At 59.3% G+C, this 15,448-nt stretch carries 19 protein-coding genes and 1 riboswitch; of the genes, 11 read left to right on the forward strand and 8 right to left on the reverse strand.

All coding sequences use genetic code 11. From position 1 onward, the window contains the following. Positions 1-50: 50 nt before the first annotated feature. From mqo to VF672_RS09140, 3 genes are all read right to left on the reverse strand, one after another. The gene (gene mqo, locus VF672_RS09130) at positions 51-1,556 is read right to left on the reverse strand and encodes a malate dehydrogenase (quinone) (RefSeq protein ID WP_331103845.1); all 1,506 of its coding nucleotides are present in this window, start codon (positions 1,554-1,556) and stop codon (positions 51-53) included. Next, entirely contained in the window at positions 1,556-1,750 is a 195-nt protein-coding gene (locus tag VF672_RS09135; protein WP_331103847.1) for a hypothetical protein, read from the reverse strand. Before VF672_RS09135 ends, mqo begins: the two co-directional genes overlap by 1 nt. Before the next feature lie 535 nt (positions 1,751-2,285). Continuing rightward, positions 2,286-2,519 carry a hypothetical protein gene (locus VF672_RS09140; RefSeq protein ID WP_331103849.1) on the reverse strand — a complete coding sequence of 78 codons (234 nt, stop codon included), beginning with the start codon at positions 2,517-2,519 and terminating at the stop codon, positions 2,286-2,288. Positions 2,520-2,740: 221 nt separating this feature from the next. Here VF672_RS09140 and VF672_RS09145 point away from each other — a divergent pair, with 221 nt between their 5' ends. Further along, positions 2,741-3,322, forward strand: coding sequence for a YajG family lipoprotein (locus VF672_RS09145; RefSeq protein WP_331103851.1), 582 nt, complete (start codon positions 2,741-2,743; stop codon positions 3,320-3,322). A gap of 88 nt (positions 3,323-3,410) precedes the next feature. On the opposite strand, the gene VF672_RS09150 is transcribed toward VF672_RS09145, so the two are convergent. After that, a complete protein-coding gene (locus VF672_RS09150; protein WP_331103853.1) occupies positions 3,411-3,614 on the reverse strand; it encodes a hypothetical protein in 204 nt (67 codons plus the stop codon). Positions 3,615-3,754: 140 nt separating this feature from the next. Between VF672_RS09150 and VF672_RS09155 the strand changes: the two genes are divergently transcribed. Beyond that, positions 3,755-4,024 (forward strand): hypothetical protein, encoded by a 270-nt coding sequence (locus VF672_RS09155; protein WP_331103855.1) that lies wholly within the window; start codon positions 3,755-3,757, stop codon positions 4,022-4,024. A 90-nt stretch (positions 4,025-4,114) separates the two neighbouring features. On the opposite strand, the gene VF672_RS09160 is transcribed toward VF672_RS09155, so the two are convergent. Further along, complete coding sequence (locus tag VF672_RS09160) at positions 4,115-5,278, reverse strand: 1-acyl-sn-glycerol-3-phosphate acyltransferase (protein WP_331103857.1); 1,164 nt, start codon at positions 5,276-5,278, stop codon at positions 4,115-4,117. A 215-nt stretch (positions 5,279-5,493) separates the two neighbouring features. Between VF672_RS09160 and VF672_RS09165 the strand changes: the two genes are divergently transcribed. The 4 genes from VF672_RS09165 (at position 5,494) to VF672_RS09180 (ending at position 7,608) form a co-directional block, all read left to right on the forward strand. Next, complete coding sequence (locus VF672_RS09165; protein WP_331103859.1) at positions 5,494-5,676, forward strand: CPXCG motif-containing cysteine-rich protein; 183 nt, start codon at positions 5,494-5,496, stop codon at positions 5,674-5,676. After that, the gene (locus VF672_RS09170; RefSeq protein WP_331103861.1) at positions 5,676-5,936 is read left to right on the forward strand and encodes a DUF2007 domain-containing protein; all 261 of its coding nucleotides are present in this window, start codon (positions 5,676-5,678) and stop codon (positions 5,934-5,936) included. The genes VF672_RS09165 and VF672_RS09170 overlap by 1 nt, the downstream gene beginning before the upstream one ends. A 51-nt stretch (positions 5,937-5,987) precedes the next feature. After that, complete coding sequence (locus tag VF672_RS09175; RefSeq protein WP_331103863.1) at positions 5,988-6,632, forward strand: SOS response-associated peptidase; 645 nt, start codon at positions 5,988-5,990, stop codon at positions 6,630-6,632. A 157-nt stretch (positions 6,633-6,789) separates the two neighbouring features. Continuing rightward, positions 6,790-7,608: a M48 family metallopeptidase gene (locus tag VF672_RS09180; RefSeq protein ID WP_331103865.1), complete on the forward strand. Its 819-nt coding sequence runs from the start codon at positions 6,790-6,792 to the stop codon at positions 7,606-7,608. Positions 7,609-7,665: 57 nt separating this feature from the next. Here VF672_RS09180 and VF672_RS09185 read toward each other — a convergent pair whose 3' ends face one another. The 3 genes from VF672_RS09185 to VF672_RS09195 form a co-directional block, all read right to left on the reverse strand. Then, positions 7,666-8,250, reverse strand: coding sequence for a TMEM165/GDT1 family protein (locus VF672_RS09185; protein ID WP_331103867.1), 585 nt, complete (start codon positions 8,248-8,250; stop codon positions 7,666-7,668). Between the two features lie 90 nt (positions 8,251-8,340). Continuing rightward, a riboswitch (yybP-ykoY riboswitch) is annotated at positions 8,341-8,462 on the reverse strand. 39 nt (positions 8,463-8,501) lie between these two features. Then, a complete protein-coding gene (locus VF672_RS09190; protein ID WP_331103869.1) occupies positions 8,502-9,500 on the reverse strand; it encodes a class I SAM-dependent methyltransferase in 999 nt (332 codons plus the stop codon). A gap of 102 nt (positions 9,501-9,602) precedes the next feature. Next, on the reverse strand, positions 9,603-10,568 hold the full coding sequence (locus tag VF672_RS09195; protein WP_331103871.1) for a 2-hydroxyacid dehydrogenase: 966 nt from the start codon (positions 10,566-10,568) through the stop codon (positions 9,603-9,605). An 88-nt stretch (positions 10,569-10,656) separates the two neighbouring features. Between VF672_RS09195 and VF672_RS09200 the strand changes: the two genes are divergently transcribed. The 5 genes from VF672_RS09200 to VF672_RS09220 all read left to right on the forward strand — a co-directional run. Next, a complete protein-coding gene (locus VF672_RS09200) occupies positions 10,657-11,286 on the forward strand; it encodes a LysE family translocator (RefSeq protein WP_331103873.1) in 630 nt (209 codons plus the stop codon). Between the two features lie 287 nt (positions 11,287-11,573). Further along, a complete protein-coding gene (locus VF672_RS09205) occupies positions 11,574-13,595 on the forward strand; it encodes an S-type pyocin domain-containing protein (protein ID WP_331103875.1) in 2,022 nt (673 codons plus the stop codon). Continuing rightward, a complete protein-coding gene (locus VF672_RS09210) occupies positions 13,585-13,848 on the forward strand; it encodes a bacteriocin immunity protein (RefSeq protein WP_331103877.1) in 264 nt (87 codons plus the stop codon). Before VF672_RS09205 ends, VF672_RS09210 begins: the two co-directional genes overlap by 11 nt. 44 nt (positions 13,849-13,892) lie before the next feature. Beyond that, the gene (locus VF672_RS09215) at positions 13,893-14,795 is read left to right on the forward strand and encodes a hypothetical protein (RefSeq protein WP_331103879.1); all 903 of its coding nucleotides are present in this window, start codon (positions 13,893-13,895) and stop codon (positions 14,793-14,795) included. Positions 14,796-15,011: 216 nt separating this feature from the next. After that, positions 15,012-15,448: AMP-binding protein (locus VF672_RS09220; RefSeq protein WP_331103881.1), on the forward strand; the 437-nt coding region annotated here is incomplete at its 3' end.

Raw genomic sequence — 15,448 nt, forward strand, 5'->3', positions numbered from 1 at the left:
CTCATGTGCGGGGTTTTCTGTTTCTGCTTTGCCGTCAAGTCAGCCCGTTGTCAGGCGAAGGTCGCTGCCTGGCTGTTCTGCACCAGATCCAGGCTGGCATCGCTCTGGGCACTGACGCGCTTGTAGAGCTGCGCATCGGTTTCGAGTGCCTTCTCACGCGCCGGGAAGATCTCGTTCAGCTTGGCTGCCCACTCAGTACGGGCCTTGTCCGGGAAGCAGCGCTCAATCAGGTCCAGCATGATCGAGACGGTCACCGAAGCGCCTGGCGAGGCGCCCAGCAGCGCGGCAAGGGAACCGTCCCTCGCCGACACCAGCTCGGTGCCGAACTGCAAAACGCCGCCTTTTTTCGGGTCTTTCTTGATGATCTGTACCCGCTGACCGGCCACTTCCAGGCGCCAGTCTTCGGCCTTGGCTTCCGGATAGAAACGGCGCAGCGCGTCCAGGCGTTGCTCCATCGACTGCCGCACTTCGCTGATCAGGTATTTGGTCAGGTCCATGTTGTCGCGGGCCACGGCCAGCATCGGCGCGATGTTGGCCGCGCGGATCGACAGCGGCAGGTCCATGAGCGAACCGTGCTTGAGAAACTTGGTGGTAAACCCGGCGTACGGGCCGAACAGCAGGGAGGTCTTGCCGTCAACGACGCGGGTGTCCAGATGCGGCACTGACATCGGCGGTGAACCTACGGCCGCCTGACTGTACACCTTGGCCTGATGGCGCTTGACCACTTCAGGGTTGTCGCAACGCAGCCACTGACCGCTCACCGGGAAACCGCCGAAACCTTTGCCTTCCTCGATGCCGGACATTTGCAGCAACGGCAGCGCCGCGCCGCCCGCGCCCAGGAACACGAACCTGGAGTCGATGTTGCGGGTGCTGCCGCTGTTCATGTCCTTGATGGTGACGGTCCAGCCGTCGCCCTTGCGGCTCAGGTCGGTGACGCGCTTGCAGTACTTGACCTGCGCATCGGGCGCGCTGGCCAGATGCTTGAGCAGCATGTTGGTCAGGTTGCCGAAATTCACGTCGGTGCCATGCATGACGCGGGTCGCGGCAATCGGCTCATCCGCTGGCCGGCCGGGCATCATCAGCGGCATCCATTCGGCCAGCGTGGCTTTGTCTTCGGTGTACTCCATCGAGGAGAAGGCGTGGTGTGCGCGCAGCGCTTCATAACGCTTCTTCAGGTACGCCATGCCTTTCTCGCCCTGCACAAAACTCAGGTGAGGGACGGGCGTGATGAACGCGCGGGAGGAGCCGAACGTGCCCTTGCGAGCGAGGTAGGACCAGAACTGCTTCGAGACCTCGAACTGCGAGTTGATGTGAATCGCTTTTTTGGTATCGATCGAACCATCGGCCGCTTCCGGCGTGTAGTTCAGTTCACACAGGCCGGCGTGGCCGGTGCCTGCGTTGTTCCATGGATTGGAGCTTTCTGCGGCGCCGGAATCCATCAGCTCGACGACTTCAAGCTTGAGACTCGGGTCCAGCTCTTTGAGCAGTACGGCGAGGGTGGCACTCATGATGCCTGCCCCGACCAGCACTACGTCGACTGCTTCGTTATGCTCCATTAACGCGTCTCCAAAATCTGCAGCACCAAATTGACGGCCTGCGTTCCCGTGGTCAGCTGCCGGATGCGGGTGGCGCGGTGGTCGCGCGCTGCCTCGTTCATCCTGGCCGGGATCGCCATGTCCGATTCTTCGCAATTTTTTGCATCTTCAGCGGACGCCACCGAACGAGCCTGGTTGATGCTTTTATAAGGCAAGCATGAACGCATTTTTCGGCCCGTGCAGCCATTCGACTATCGTCAAGGCGTCCGGTTGTGCAACCCGTCACAGGACGGGCTTCAGGCTCTTTTGACAGAGACTGCGTTGCGGTCGGTCCTTTGCAAGGGGGCTGGGTCAGACGCTAACGGTGCATTTACAAACGCGAAACTATTCATTTGCTTGCCACACTCTTGTGAAGTTGTGAAAACCCGTTTTTTTCACGCTCTTTTGGAGACGCGAACCTCAAAAAGGGCTGCGCGATGGCAGCTCTGGCAGATCAGGTTCATACGCGATGTGAGGCAAGAGCTGGCGCCAGACGTTCGAATGAATCGACGATCAGCGTCTGCGCCGCGGCCACATCGGGCTGCACATGTCTGTGTGGAAGGCTCTCTGTGGGCGGTACGGAGGAGTCGATAGTGGCAATCGACGATGCTGCGAGGCCCGATCAGGAGACGTCCTTATAATCGGGGGAAGATTATAGCGATGAAACGGGCAGAAATGATCCAGCAAAAATGACTTTTATTCGGCTTTTGGTCAGATGCTGAGCATATGCCGGGCGGTAATCGCACGTGACCGGGAAGTCACTCGCGCAGTCGCCGGGAGTGGGCGATGCAGCCAGCACAGGTTTGCCTCGTGGACCTCGACCCAGCCCTGACCACAGGGCAATCCCACGCAGTGCTTAAATGCCAGGCAAATGCCCTGCTGGTCCAGGCGGGCGTAGTGACGGTGGCGGCGGCGCAACGAGAACAACGACCAAAGAAAGTCCATGGCAGGACTCCTTGCTGGAGAGTTGGAAAAAGTATGGCCGGCAGGCATGACACCGCTGTGACGTTGCGATTGCGCAATTGTGTTGATAGCGACCGCGCGAACGTTACCGGCTGGCCGGAACCGGCGCGATGGCACTTTGTCGTATCTTTACCCTAGTGAGCGGCCTTGGGAGGTCGCTATACTGCGGCACATTTTGTGCCTTGGCCCATGGAGAAATGAGCATGTTGCGTCGCGTTCTGTTCGGTTTGCTTGCCGTAGGCAGTCTGACCCTGGCGGGCTGTGCCCATAGCCCCCAATCCCTAACCCCGGAACCCAAGCTGAATGCCCAACTTGCCCCGGTCGGTCACGGCCAGCAAGTGGTGGTGCGCGTAGTGGACGGCCGCCAGTCGCAAACGCTGGGCACTCGCGGCGGCCTGTACCCGGAAACCAGTTCGATCACCGTCAACGGTCAGCAATTGCTGCCGCAGTTGCAGGCTCAGGCTGAAGCGGGCGTTCGGCTGCTGGGTTTCACGCCTGTACAGAATGGTAGCGGTCCGCAGTTGACCGTCACCCTGGCAGACCTGAAGTATCAGTCGCCAAAAGAAGGCCTGTACGTGACCGAGGCGAACATCAGCTCCACGTTCCGTGCGGACGTTCAGAACGCCGGCCGTAACTACAGCGGCCGCTATGCTGCCTCGCTGGATCAGCGCTTCGGCATGGCGCCCAATGAAGAAACGAATACCAAGCTGATCAGCGACGTGCTCAGCGACGCCCTGACCCGACTGTTTCAGGATCAGACGATTGGCCGCACCCTGGGGCAATAAGCTCGCAACCTGAACGCCAAAAAGCCCCGGTTTCGCAAGAAGCCGGGGCTTTTGTCTGTCCAGTGTCCCGTCACTTGGGACTTGCCGGTCAGGCCGCCTGAAAAAAATCCAGAAAACTGAAACCGGTCTGCAGATCCACTTCCGGCAGATCGCTGTGCGCATGGCCGCCGAGCGCGCAATACACCAGCCAATGCTTGTCCTGAACGTTGAACGCCAGTGCGTCAATCAATGCTTCCTGCTCGTCGCTGGGGGCGATGAGGTAAAGACGGTCCTGGTTGTGGGCGTGCAGCATGACGCTCTCCGTGGCGATGGGTCGGTTTGGGGTCCCACACATTGCCCGGTTCAGGTGACGTTAAGGTGACAGCGACTAGTGTGAGCGGCAGATCCAGACAGAGTTTTCGGCGCCTCTAAATCCGGCGTCATCGAGGCACCATGTCGCTTATCCACCACGCCCCCGGCATTGCCATCAACCTCTGCGCCCTGCTCGCTGCTGGCCCCGGCGTCTGGCTGCTGCACACTACGCGCAGTCGCGAGCAGCGGGAGAGGGCTCACCTTCACCACCTTACCGAACAAGCCCCGATCGACGAGCCCATGCACCTGATGGACGTGCCAACCTTGCGCATGATCCGTCTGAGTTACCGCTTTGGTACGGCGTGCCTGGCGTTCGCCCTTTTGTTGTCATGGGTGAGTACCAAGCTTTAATGGCCGGATCGGGCTCGTTCATATGGAAGGCTGCCCCACGAAAAACGGCGCCCCGAGAGCGCCGTTTATTCGCGGAAGGGAGGGAGAGCCTTAAAGCGGCAACCCGGCCTTCACCCGGTACTGATTGCGCACGGGCATCGCGTATTGCTGAATCAAAAACGGACGGTGCTCTGCCGGGCAGCCATTGAGGCGACGCTGCCATTCATCTTCTGCGCGCTCCAGCTCGTCGGCCGGAAACACATCGGCGGCCTTCGGTACCTTCAGCGCCGGCTCGGCGTCGGCCCACTGCGCATAAGCCAGATAGTGCACCGGGAACAGCCGATAGCCGCCGAGGATCTGCCGGTCCATTTCGATCGCCAACTGTTTGGTGTCTTCGAACGACTCGGTGATCGGTGGGGCAAAGTTGACGTGAACGCGCCCTTTGTAGCCGGTGATTCCCAGCGCGATGCTGACATCGTCTTCGCCCGAGGCCTTGGTGTAACCGCCGGTGGTGGCGCGGATGTACAGCTCCCGCGCCTTGGCATGATCGCACGGGTCGTACTCGTAGCTGATAGACACCGGTGTCAGGTTCAGCGACTGGATGACTTCGCCAAACGGTTCGTCCTTGCGGCTCATGTGGAACATCTTGAGGATGGCCGATTCGGTGCGGTCGTCGCCGTCTTTTGCACGGCCTTCCGCCTGTGCGATCCAGATCGACTGGCAGTCAGTGCGGATCGAATGATTGATGTACGCCGACAGCAACTGGTAGGCCGCCATCTTTTCGCGCCGACCGGTGATCGAGCGGTGCACGATGAAGCTCTTGTTCAGGCGCATCAGGTCGCTGACGAAAGGCTTCTGCAACAGGTTGTCGCCGATGGCGATGCGCGGCGTTGGCAGGCCTGCGTGGTAGACCGCGTAGTTGACGAAAGCCGGGTCCATCACGATGTCGCGGTGGTTGGCCAGAAACAGGTACGCCACCCCCGACTTGAACTGCTCGACGCCGGTGTAGGTCACACCGTCAGTGGCGCGTTCAATGGTGTGATCGACGTAATGCTCGACCTTGTCCTGCAAGGCGGCGACGCTGTCGATGCCGGCGAACTGCCGACGGAGCTTGCGCGCGATGGCCGGTTGCAGAACCCAGCCGAGGGAGCCGGCCAGGCGAGGGAACCGGAAATGCGTGAGGATCGCGAGGAACGCCTTGTCACGCAGCAGCCGGTCAAGCACGGCTTTGACTTCGGTGTCGTCGTACGGTCGGATGGCATCGAATTCGCCCATCATGCTCTCTTGTTGGAAACGGCTAAGGTAAAGGAGGTCGAGTCCGGTTGCAGTCGCGAGTCACGACACCGCAGGCGTGATGCCCGGGCGGCTGCCGCGCAACTGGGCGGCTTCGCGCAAGATGTCGACTCGGGCTGATGCCCGGATGGTCAGGAATAAAGCTCGACCGGCAAACAAGTCGGCGATTATACGCAAAACTGGGCCCGGAGACTGTGATGCAGGAAATACAGGATTATGACTGCCCTTATTGCGGCGAACCGGTGGAGGCCGTGCTGGACTTGTCCGGCGGCGATCAGACCTATATTGAAGATTGCCCTGTCTGTTGCCGGCCGATTGTCTTCAGTCTGCAGACCGACGGGGAAGAGTGGGCGCTGGACGTCCGCAGCGAGAACGAGTGATGCGCAAGATCTACGAGCCCGAGCACCTGATGGAAGGCGAGCTGTTGCAGGCCATGCTTGCCAGCGAGGGCATCGAAGCCCACATCACCGGGCGTCATCTGTTGGGTGCCGTTGGCGATTTGCCGGCGTTCGGGTTGCTGGGCTTGACGGTTGAGGATGACCAGGCCGAGCGGGCGCGTCAGTTGATCACCGAGTACAATGGCGCCTTTCCGCTGCCCGGTGACGAGCCTGACAGCTACCCCGATGTGCTGCTGTGCTGAATCCCGTTCACGCGCGCCTCATTCGCTTTCAAAAAGAGTTGTGCTGAACCCATGTGTGGACGTTATGCCCTGTTTCGTTGGTCGCCTGCCTTTGCGGCCTTGCCCGGATTTCCGAGCGACCAGCAAGCGCAGTGGAATATTTCTCCTGCCGCTTCCGTCCTGATGGTCAGATCTGCGGCGGGTGATGGCGAGGAGGGCGCAGAGCGCGGACGCGAAGTGGCGCGGGCACGTTGGGGGCTGACCCCGCCCTGGCTGACCGACTTGTCACGCACACCAGCCCATGCCCGCGCCGAAACCGTGGCCGAGCAGCCGATGTTCAAGCAGGCCTTTCGTGAACGACGCTGCCTGCTTCCGGCCAACGGCTTTTACGAATGGCGTGGCAGCGTGCGCAAACGCCCATTCTGGCTGACGCCGGCCGAGGGCTCGACGCTGTATTTCGCGGCCATCTGGGAGGCATACCCCGTTGAAGGCCACACCTACCTGAGCGTCGCCGTGGTCACCCAGTCGGCCATGAGCCAGCGGCGTCCGTTGATTCTCGACGAAGAAGGGCAGCGCGCCTGGCTTGACCCTGACTGCCCGTTGATCACCCTGCAAGCCCTGCTTGCCGCCCCGCAAACGCAACTGCGCGAACGGCCCTTGGCCAATCTGGTGAACGACCCGAAACTCAACGCGCCGGAATGCCTTACCCCGTTGTAAGCCCCGCTTTTGCGCTCAGAGCGCACGCGCCCTTTCATATCTGTCCCGTTACAAACATGCGAATTCCCTGCTGCTTTTTAGCTGAAAGAGGGCGGGTCTCTGGTGCTCGGCCTGCGTATTGCCTAGGATGGCGCGATTGTTTCAATGGAGATACGAAATGCGCAGGATTTTTGCTCTTTGTGGCGTGACGGCAGCCGTATTGGTTGCCGGGTGTCAGGCGGTCAACACCACCACCGGCGATTCGGTGGGTGTCGAGCGCAAGCAATACATGTTCAGCATGCTGTCGACGGACGAAGTCAACCAGATGTATGCCCAGTCGTATCAGCAAACGGTCAGCGAAGCGTCATCCAAAGGCGTGCTCGATAACAGCAGCGCCGAGGCCAAGCGCGTCCAGGCCGTTGCCAAGCGGCTTATTGCCCAGGCGCCGAAATTGCGGCCCGATGCGGCGCAGTGGCAGTGGGATGTCAACCTGATCAAAAGCGATGAGCTGAATGCCAACTGCGGTCCTGGCGGCAAGATCATTGTGTACAGCGGGCTGATCGATACGCTCAAGCTCAGCGATGACGAGCTGGCGGCGGTGATGGGCCACGAGATTGCCCACGCGTTGCGCGAGCACGGCCGTGAAGCCATGTCCAAGGCCTACGGGGTGCAGATGGCGAAGCAGGGCGCTGGCGCCTTGTTGGGGTTGGGTCAGGACAGTCTGGCATTGGCCGATACCGTGGTTGATTACAGCCTGACGCTGCCCAACAGCCGGGCCAATGAAAACGAAGCGGATTTGCTGGGCCTGGAGCTCGCAGCACGCGCCGGTTTCAACCCGAATGCCGCTATTACGCTCTGGCAGAAAATGGAAGCGCAAGGCGGGGCCTCGCAGCCGGAATTCATGAGCACTCACCCTGCCTCATCCAACCGGATTGCCTCGTTGCAGGCGGCGATCCCAAAGGTAATGCCCTTGTACCAGCAGGCGCCAAAGGGCTGATCATCGCTTGAACCTTGTAGGCGTAAGCTTGCTCGCGCCTACAAGGTTTCTTGCGATCTACACCCAGCCGCTGACCTGCATCGCCTTGTACACCGCAACGATCGCCAGAATGAAAAACGCCCCCGCTGCCAGACGACGAATCAGCGTCAATGGCAGTTTCTCCGCCGCGAAGTTACCCGCCAGCACCACCGGCACATTGGCCAGCAACATGCCCAGCGTCGTGCCGATAATCACCAGCCACAAGTAGGGGTACTGCGCCGCCAGCATGACCGTGGCGATTTGCGTCTTGTCGCCGATTTCGGCGATGAAGAACGCAATCAGTGTGGTCAGGAAGGGGCCGAACTTGCGGGCCGTGTTGGCTTCATCGTCGTCCAGCTTGTCCGGAACCAGCGTCCACAGCGCAGTGGCGGTAAAGCTCGCGGCAAGAATCCAGTGCAGGACAGAGTCCGAGAGGTAGCTGCTGAACCATGCGCCCACGGCACCGGCCGCGGCATGGTTGGCCAGCGTCGCGGCGACAATTCCGGCGATGATGGGCCAAGGCTTGCGAAAGCGGGCGGCGAGAATGAGTGCGAGGAGTTGGGTCTTGTCACCGATTTCAGCCAGTGCAACGACGGCGGTGGGGACCAACAGGGATTCCAGCATCAGGGTTTTTCCTAAGGGGCGGGTCAACACGGCTATGACACGTACAACCTCCCCGCCCCGGGTCAGGATGTTCGTGTCATAGGTCTTGTCAAACCACCGATCCGTCTGAGCGGATCTGGGGTCGCGCGCACCATGGTCTGAGGACCAAGTATGTTGATGCGTGCCGGACGAGCATGGCGCTCGTGGGAGACTACTCCCCTAGGACGGAGCGGATTCTGCCTAGCCGTGTGCCGTTCGGCAAGTGCTAATTATCACGCACGCTTGGTGCGGTAAATCCGGAAGCCTTGGCCCTCGGCCATGACCGCACACGGCCCGAGGTGCGCTTCTATGATCGGCTGATAGCGCAGGAAGGTATTGGCGACCAAGCGCAGTTCGCCGCCTTTTCTCAGATGTTCTCTCGCTTTTTTCAGCAAGTTTTCAGTAGCGGCGTAATCGGTATGTACGCCGGTATGGAAGGGCGGATTGGTCAGAATCGCGTCCAGGTTGTCGGGCGCGGCGTCGATGCCATTGCCTGTCAGCACCTCGGCGTCAAGGCCATTGGCGGCGAGGGTCAGGCGGCTGCTGGCGGTGGCGAATGCATCGACGTCCTGCATCGTGACGCGGGTTTCCGGGTAGCGACGTTTGACGGCGGCCCCGAGAACACCCGCGCCGCAGCCGAAGTCCAGCAAATGCCCGGAGGGCAGTCTGTCGATGTTTTCCAGCAGTAGCGCCGACCCTCTGTCCAGACGCCCATGGCTGAACACGCCGGGCAGGCTCACGACCTTCAACGGGCCGCCTTCGATGTCCACGTCGAACTGTTTGGCCAGGCTGTCGAGTGCCACGGCTTGCGGCGGCGTTTCGACGGTGACCTGCCAGAGCTGGCAATGACGGGCGCTGTCGAGCTTGCGCGTACGCCCGAAAGGGCTCAACTGGCGCGCGGCAGCTTCGATGCCCCCGCGTTTTTCCCCGACCAGAAACAGCTCGCGTCCGGCCAGACGCGAAGCGAGCGCGTTGATGAGGTAATCGGAGAGGTCGCGGGCTTTGGGCAAAAACAGCACTGCGGCCTCAAAGGGGTCGGCGGGTGCTTCAGTGCCAAAGTGAACGCGCTCAGCGAAGCGCGCATCCAGGCTGTCGAAGTCACCGGCGTGCCAGCTCCAGCCGCGTGCGTTGGGCAGCGTGCCGAGCAGGTCGTCCGCAGGGAGGCCGGTCAGCAGCAAGGAGCCCTGGAATAAATCGGCCTGCCGGAGTAACACTTCACTGCGCGGGTCCATCGTCGGCTCCTCAAGAAAAAAGGCGGAGTTTAACAGGGCCGCCAAGGCGCGCGCGTGCCCGGCCTGCGAACGCCCTTCGCGGGCGCTGCGAACAGGGCGCCGTCAGCTCACGACCCTGATCGGCTTCCCTTCATAAAACGCCTGGGCGTTTTCGTTGATCTGTCCGACGATACGCTGCCGTGCCTCTTGGCTACCCCATGCGCTGTGCGGCGTGATGATCAGCCGGGGGATATCACCCGATAGCAACGGATTGCCGTTCACCGGTGGCTCCACTGTCAGCACGTCGGTTGCGGCGCCGCCGAGATGGCCGTTGCGCAGGGCGTCGGCCAGCGCCTGTTCGTTGATCAGGCCGCCGCGCGCGGTGTTGACGATGAAGGCCTTTGGTTTCAGCAGGCTCAACTCATGGGCGCCAATCATGTCGCGCGTGTGCTCATTAAGCGGGCAGTGCAGGGTCAGCGCGTCCACCTGCGGCAGCAGCTCGTTCAACGGCACGCGATCAGGTCGAGCGGGTCGACCGGGAATCTGCCCCGACAGCACGCGCATGCCGAAGGCTTCGGCCAGCTTCGCCACAGCACCGCCCAGTTCTCCATGCCCCAACAACCCCAGCGTTTTGCCTTCCAGTTCGACGATGGGGAAGTCCAGCAAGCAGAACTGCTTCGATTTCTGCCACTGGCCTTGATGGATGGCCTGTTGGTAATCAGGCAGGCGGGTGGCCATCGCCAGCAGCAGCATCATCGCGTGCTGCGCCACGGAAGGCGTGCCATAGCCCTGACAGTTGCTGACCACTACGCCATGTTTGCGCGCGGCATCGAGGTCGACATTGTTGACGCCGGTTGCGGTGACCAGCACCAGTTGCAGATTCGGGCAGGCAGCGAACGTGGCGGCATCGATGATGATCTTGTTGGAAATGGCCACCTGCGCGTCTTTCAAGCGGTCGGCGACCTGATCGGCTGTGGTGCTCGCATGGAGCACCAGTTCGCTGAAGGTTTCACGCCACGGCGCGAGGTCCAGATCCCCCAGATCCAGAGAAGTGTGATCCAGGAAAACTGCTCGGCGTTGACTGGGCATCAGCTGTACCTTTTGCTCGGTGGGTGGGAAGGGTAATGTGACGAGCCTACCAGAGCCTGCCGCTCGCCAATATGCCTGGAGAACTCCGATGTACTGGACGGAATTTTTGACCGTTGCGTTGATTCATCTGCTTGCCGTTGCCAGCCCCGGCCCGGATTTCGCGGTCGTTGTGCGCGAAAGCGTCACTCACGGGCGCAAGGCCGGCACGTACACAGCCATGGGCGTGGGCACCGCCATCTTCTTGCACGTCGGCTATTCACTGTTGGGTATCGGCCTGATCGTTTCGCAGTCCATCGTGCTGTTCAACGCATTGAAATGGGCTGCGGCGGCCTACCTCCTGTACATCGGCATCAAAGCGCTACGCGCCAAACCTGCGAACGCCTCGGACGCTCCGGTGGACATCGCCGTAGGCGAGCGCACTGCACGTGGCGCGTTCACGGCAGGGTTCGTCACCAACGGGCTTAATCCAAAAGCCACGCTGTTTTTTCTGTCCCTGTTCACCGTCGTGATCAACCCGCACACGCCAATGCTGGTTCAGGCGGGCTACGGGGTTTACCTGGCTTTCGCGACCGGCGCCTGGTTCTGCCTGGTGGCACGACTCTTCAGCCAGCCTCGTGTCCGCGCGGGCTTCGCCCGGATGGGACACTGGTTTGATCGGGCGATGGGGGGTGTATTGGTCGCATTGGGCGTCAAGTTGGCGTTTACGGAAATGCATTAATATTTGATTGGATAGTCTCCTGTGGGCGTATTTGAATGCGACGCCGGGCTGTCTTAAGGGCGAAAGAATTGCGTTGCAGTTCACTAGGTCCCAGCTGAAAAACAAAACCCGCCAACATGGCGGGTTTTTTTATCGCCGCTCGTCATGGGGCGTGAATTTGCATAAAGCCTGCTCCTAAGGCGGCCGCCATTAACACAGAAAATAAAAAGAACTCCATACATATGTATTACCTGCTCACAGGGTGATGAGCGTCACGTAGTTGCCATACAGACAAAAAGGAGAACTGTATGAGCAATACCGACGAAAAAAATATTGTCGTCAATCGAGGGATACCTCCTGGTAATCCCTATGGCTCAGGCGGAGGACTTTCCCCCTCCCGTGACGGATGGAGCATTGGATGGGGGGGTGGAAGAGGAGGTGAGGGCGGCAGAGCTGGGACATTGTCCAGCTCCAAACGCCGCCGCCTACGCATTCGCGATAAGCGCCGCCGTGCACAGGAAGCGCGTCAGCGAGTTGAAGCTGCTCGCGCCAAGGCAGCCGCTGAATTACAGGCTCAAAAAGAAGCTCGTGAGCAATCCATTGCTGACGCCGAGGCACAGGCTCGTGTCCGAGCTCAGACCGAGGCTGAGCAAGAAGCCAGACGGGAGGCAGAAGCTCAAGCTGCTATGGCTGCGGCAAACGCGAGAGTTGAGCAAGAGCGTGAAGCAGCGGCTCTCCGTCAAGCCCTTGAATCGTTACCTCATGCGCAAGCAACTCGAAAACGTGAGCTTGATCTTCAACACGATCACAACGTAGCCGCACTGCCTGTTTCTATCATGTCCGAGCTCCGCGGAGACAGCTCTTTATACAACGCTCAACGCCAGCAATCGCTGGACGCGATACTTGAGCATAAAGCCCGGATCAACTACCTGATCGCCCAAAAAACGGCAGCTTCTGAAAGTAATCTTCAGAGCTCGCGCGATTTTACGGGTGGTGATCCCCTTCAAATAACCAACGAACACTACGGAGAAATCTTACGAAGTCGAAGCGTTAACGCAGAGCAAGCTTTTCAGACTCACCAAGCATGGAGCCTTGCCTATGCGCAAGCACTTGAAGCCGACTTGCACGCAAAAGCAGTTACTCAGTTGCTTGATAAATCTGCGGCGCTTTCAGAACACTATGCCGAGCAAGCCTGGAAGGCGCGTAACTCCGTAGTCAATGACGAGACTTTAGTCTTAAAGCATGCCACTGAAGCGAGCCGGCTTTGGTCCGTGGTGGCGGGACCCAATGCTCCAGCGCAGAGCTTTCCCAATGCGGCTGAAACAGCTAAAGCCGTTGCGCAGAAGCTGTTCACCCGACAGGCAGCGAAAGTACTCGGCCGGTCGCTACCGCACCTGGCTTTACTTTATCCGACTGAGTTGGCGGACAGTGAATTCGCGCCTTCAATAATCGCTTCGCCTGCGTCGGAGATTGGGGTCTCTAGCAATGTCGACCTCAATTTCATCGCAGGCCGCGTTGGAACAGTTGACGTTACCCACCGGTTAAGGATTGAGGAGGTTGAAGGCGAACTAAAAACGGGCTGGGCTGAAGCCGACGGTTTGATAGTCAGCTCCAAAGTCCGGGTGCGAACGTTCGTCTATAACCCGAGCGCCAAAGCGTATGAATTCAAACAGGACGGGGCAGACCGCCCCGCGCTGATCTGGACACCCGCGGTTAGCCCGGAGAGCAGTTCCACTGTTTTGCCGGCTGATGATTCCAAATGGCCTGAGTATTCCGGGGCAGCTATTTCGCCTGTTTCGGAACAGCTAGGACGTTTCCCGACTTATGACATAGAGGACTTCGAGGACTACATACTTGTCTTTCCGGCGGACTCGGGCCTTCCGCCTGTGTATGTCATGTTCAACAGCCCCAGGTATTTGCCAGGGGTTGTGAGCGGTTTCGGTGGCGATATCGATCCTAACTGGCAGGCGTCCGCATCCAATGGTCTGGGTTCGCCAGTGCCGTCAGTTATTGCAGACGCACTGCGAGGTAAGAACTATGCTGAATTTCGAAATCTGAAGCGGGCCATATGGCGCGAGATGTCGAAACACCCTGAGATCACTGCAAATATGAGTGAGAGCAACATTGCTCTCATCAAATCTGGCCTCGCGCCTTTTGCGGCAAGGCAAGATAGGAAAGGCGGAAGGGTAAAACTCGAAATACATCACGTTGTTCCAATCTCACAGGGAGGAGATGTGTACGGCGTTGATAATTTAAGACTCAATACCCCAGCTAACCACGACGCAATCCACAGAGATTTACGTAATGAGGGACGTGACAATGAACGCTGAAACGATTCAAGACATCACCGAAGCAGAGTTTCTTGAGCTCGTTAGAAAAATCTGTGTTGTGGACTACAAAACTGAGTATCAGCACACCCAAGCGGTAATGATTTTTGAGCGCCTCGGCGAACACCCCGATGGCTCCGATTTGATCTACTACCCCAAACCCGATGCTGATGATTCTCCGGAAGGGATAGTAAAAGAAGTCAAGGTCTGGCGAGCGGCTAATGGTAAGGCTGGTTTCAAGTCGGCATCTGATTGACTACCAATTCGGCGTCTCCATATTTATTTAAAAGGAATTTATAAATGGCTCATTACACAGTGTTACTTCAGCAGCTTCCAGGCTCAATCCAGAGCGAAGTTATCGCTCATTTAGGCTCAACAACTGGAATGTCTGATCTTCAGATTGTTGAGCGGTATCGGGACGCGGCATCCCAACTGAGAGCAGCCAAGCTTGCGTCTATTCCCCCTTATGCCCCTGGGGAACGTGACGATGCAGGGCATCTCACCTTGGATCAGTTCAATAGCATGGTAGGGGCGGATCTTTCGTTTATGTCCGCCCCCCTTGTGGAGGTGCATCGCCAAATCATTGCTAGTGAGGTTGTTTGGTATTTGAGCAACTTCATCAATCAGCTTTCATCCACACATGCGCAAATGATTGAGGCAGCCCGGCAAGAGGCTCAGCGACGGGCTGAGGAGGCCGCGCGCCAACTTGCTCAGCAACAGGCAGAGGAAGCAGCTCGCCAGCTGGCGCGACGACGAGCGGAGGAGGCAGCTCGCCTCCACGCTCAACAGCTCGCGGAGCAACTTGCCCGCGAGCTTCAGCAGCGTCGGACGAAGGAGGCTGCTGAAGTGGCCGCCCGCCAGCTTGCCGAGCAACAGGCCGAAGCTGCGGCTCAAGCACTGATTAATCAGCGAGCCCAAGAAGCAGTGTTGCGAGAAGCCCGACTGGCGACAGAGTTAGTAGCGGCTACCAGGGAGCCCCTTCCACAACCACGCCGGGACGGAAGCGGTGAGCCGGAAGATGACCTTGACGACAGCCAAGCGCTTCGCCATTTGCTTTTTATTCCAGGTCCACTGGCGATGGCGGAAGTGGAGCGCGCCACCGTCGTGCTGAAGCTACGGATTGATGCTGCGGTGGCTGAGTATGCATCCTCAATCGGGCCTTACCTGACCACGCCCAGCATGTCGGCCAGTCTTGCCCCTTGAGGACTTAATGGCCGGCTAGCTGCCCCAAAAAGACCAAACGCAGACAATCCGTCTGCGTTTGGTCTTATTTTTGTATCCTTTGGCTGGTATCCCACACGTGCGGGCTCGGTGACGTGGGATGACACAATTCATCCCTTCGGCTGATCCGATCGACGCACCAACCCCCTACAGTGCATATTTTCAAGCCCAGCACATGCACCGCGAAAAGGGATTCCTATGCTGCACACCCGCGTGATTCCGCCCGCCGAAGGCGCGTACCAGTACCCTCTGTTGATCAAGCGACTGCTGCTCTCCGGCGTGCGCTACGAAAAAAACCGTGAAATCGTTTACCGGGACCATTCGCGCTATTCGTATCAAATGCTCAACGAACGCATCTGCCGACTGGCCGGCGCGTTGACGGCGGCGGGGGTCAAGGCGGGTGACACCGTGGCGGTGATGGACTGGGACAGTCACCGGTACCTGGAATGCATGTTCGCCATCCCGATGATTGGCGCGGTGATCCATACCATCAACGTGCGGCTGTCGCCCGAGCAGATCCTGTTCACCATGAACCACGCCGAGGACAGGTTCGTGCTGGTCAACAGTGAGTTCGTGCCCCTCTACAACGCCATGGCCGGGCAGCTGACGACGGTCGAAAAAACGCTGTTACTCAC

It is taken from the genome of Pseudomonas sp. (assembly GCF_036387035.1).
Lineage (GTDB): Bacteria > Pseudomonadota > Gammaproteobacteria > Pseudomonadales > Pseudomonadaceae > Aquipseudomonas.

What these genes read in the sequence shown, in the direction of transcription:
- mqo (WP_331103845.1), bottom strand. Translation starts at nt 1,556, where the DNA reads ATGGAGCATAACGAAGCAGTCGACGTAGTGCTGGTCGGGGCAGGCATC.
- VF672_RS09140 (WP_331103849.1), bottom strand. Translation starts at nt 2,519, where the DNA reads ATGGACTTTCTTTGGTCGTTGTTCTCGTTGCGCCGCCGCCACCGTCAC.
- VF672_RS09145 (WP_331103851.1), top strand. Translation starts at nt 2,741, where the DNA reads ATGTTGCGTCGCGTTCTGTTCGGTTTGCTTGCCGTAGGCAGTCTGACC.
- VF672_RS09150 (WP_331103853.1), bottom strand. Translation starts at nt 3,614, where the DNA reads ATGCTGCACGCCCACAACCAGGACCGTCTTTACCTCATCGCCCCCAGC.
- VF672_RS09155 (WP_331103855.1), top strand. Translation starts at nt 3,755, where the DNA reads ATGTCGCTTATCCACCACGCCCCCGGCATTGCCATCAACCTCTGCGCC.
- VF672_RS09160 (WP_331103857.1), bottom strand. Translation starts at nt 5,278, where the DNA reads ATGGGCGAATTCGATGCCATCCGACCGTACGACGACACCGAAGTCAAA.
- VF672_RS09165 (WP_331103859.1), top strand. Translation starts at nt 5,494, where the DNA reads ATGCAGGAAATACAGGATTATGACTGCCCTTATTGCGGCGAACCGGTG.
- VF672_RS09170 (WP_331103861.1), top strand. Translation starts at nt 5,676, where the DNA reads ATGCGCAAGATCTACGAGCCCGAGCACCTGATGGAAGGCGAGCTGTTG.
- VF672_RS09175 (WP_331103863.1), top strand. Translation starts at nt 5,988, where the DNA reads ATGTGTGGACGTTATGCCCTGTTTCGTTGGTCGCCTGCCTTTGCGGCC.
- VF672_RS09180 (WP_331103865.1), top strand. Translation starts at nt 6,790, where the DNA reads ATGCGCAGGATTTTTGCTCTTTGTGGCGTGACGGCAGCCGTATTGGTT.
- VF672_RS09185 (WP_331103867.1), bottom strand. Translation starts at nt 8,250, where the DNA reads ATGCTGGAATCCCTGTTGGTCCCCACCGCCGTCGTTGCACTGGCTGAA.
- VF672_RS09190 (WP_331103869.1), bottom strand. Translation starts at nt 9,500, where the DNA reads ATGGACCCGCGCAGTGAAGTGTTACTCCGGCAGGCCGATTTATTCCAG.
- VF672_RS09195 (WP_331103871.1), bottom strand. Translation starts at nt 10,568, where the DNA reads ATGCCCAGTCAACGCCGAGCAGTTTTCCTGGATCACACTTCTCTGGAT.
- VF672_RS09200 (WP_331103873.1), top strand. Translation starts at nt 10,657, where the DNA reads ATGTACTGGACGGAATTTTTGACCGTTGCGTTGATTCATCTGCTTGCC.
- VF672_RS09205 (WP_331103875.1), top strand. Translation starts at nt 11,574, where the DNA reads ATGAGCAATACCGACGAAAAAAATATTGTCGTCAATCGAGGGATACCT.
- VF672_RS09210 (WP_331103877.1), top strand. Translation starts at nt 13,585, where the DNA reads ATGAACGCTGAAACGATTCAAGACATCACCGAAGCAGAGTTTCTTGAG.
- VF672_RS09215 (WP_331103879.1), top strand. Translation starts at nt 13,893, where the DNA reads ATGGCTCATTACACAGTGTTACTTCAGCAGCTTCCAGGCTCAATCCAG.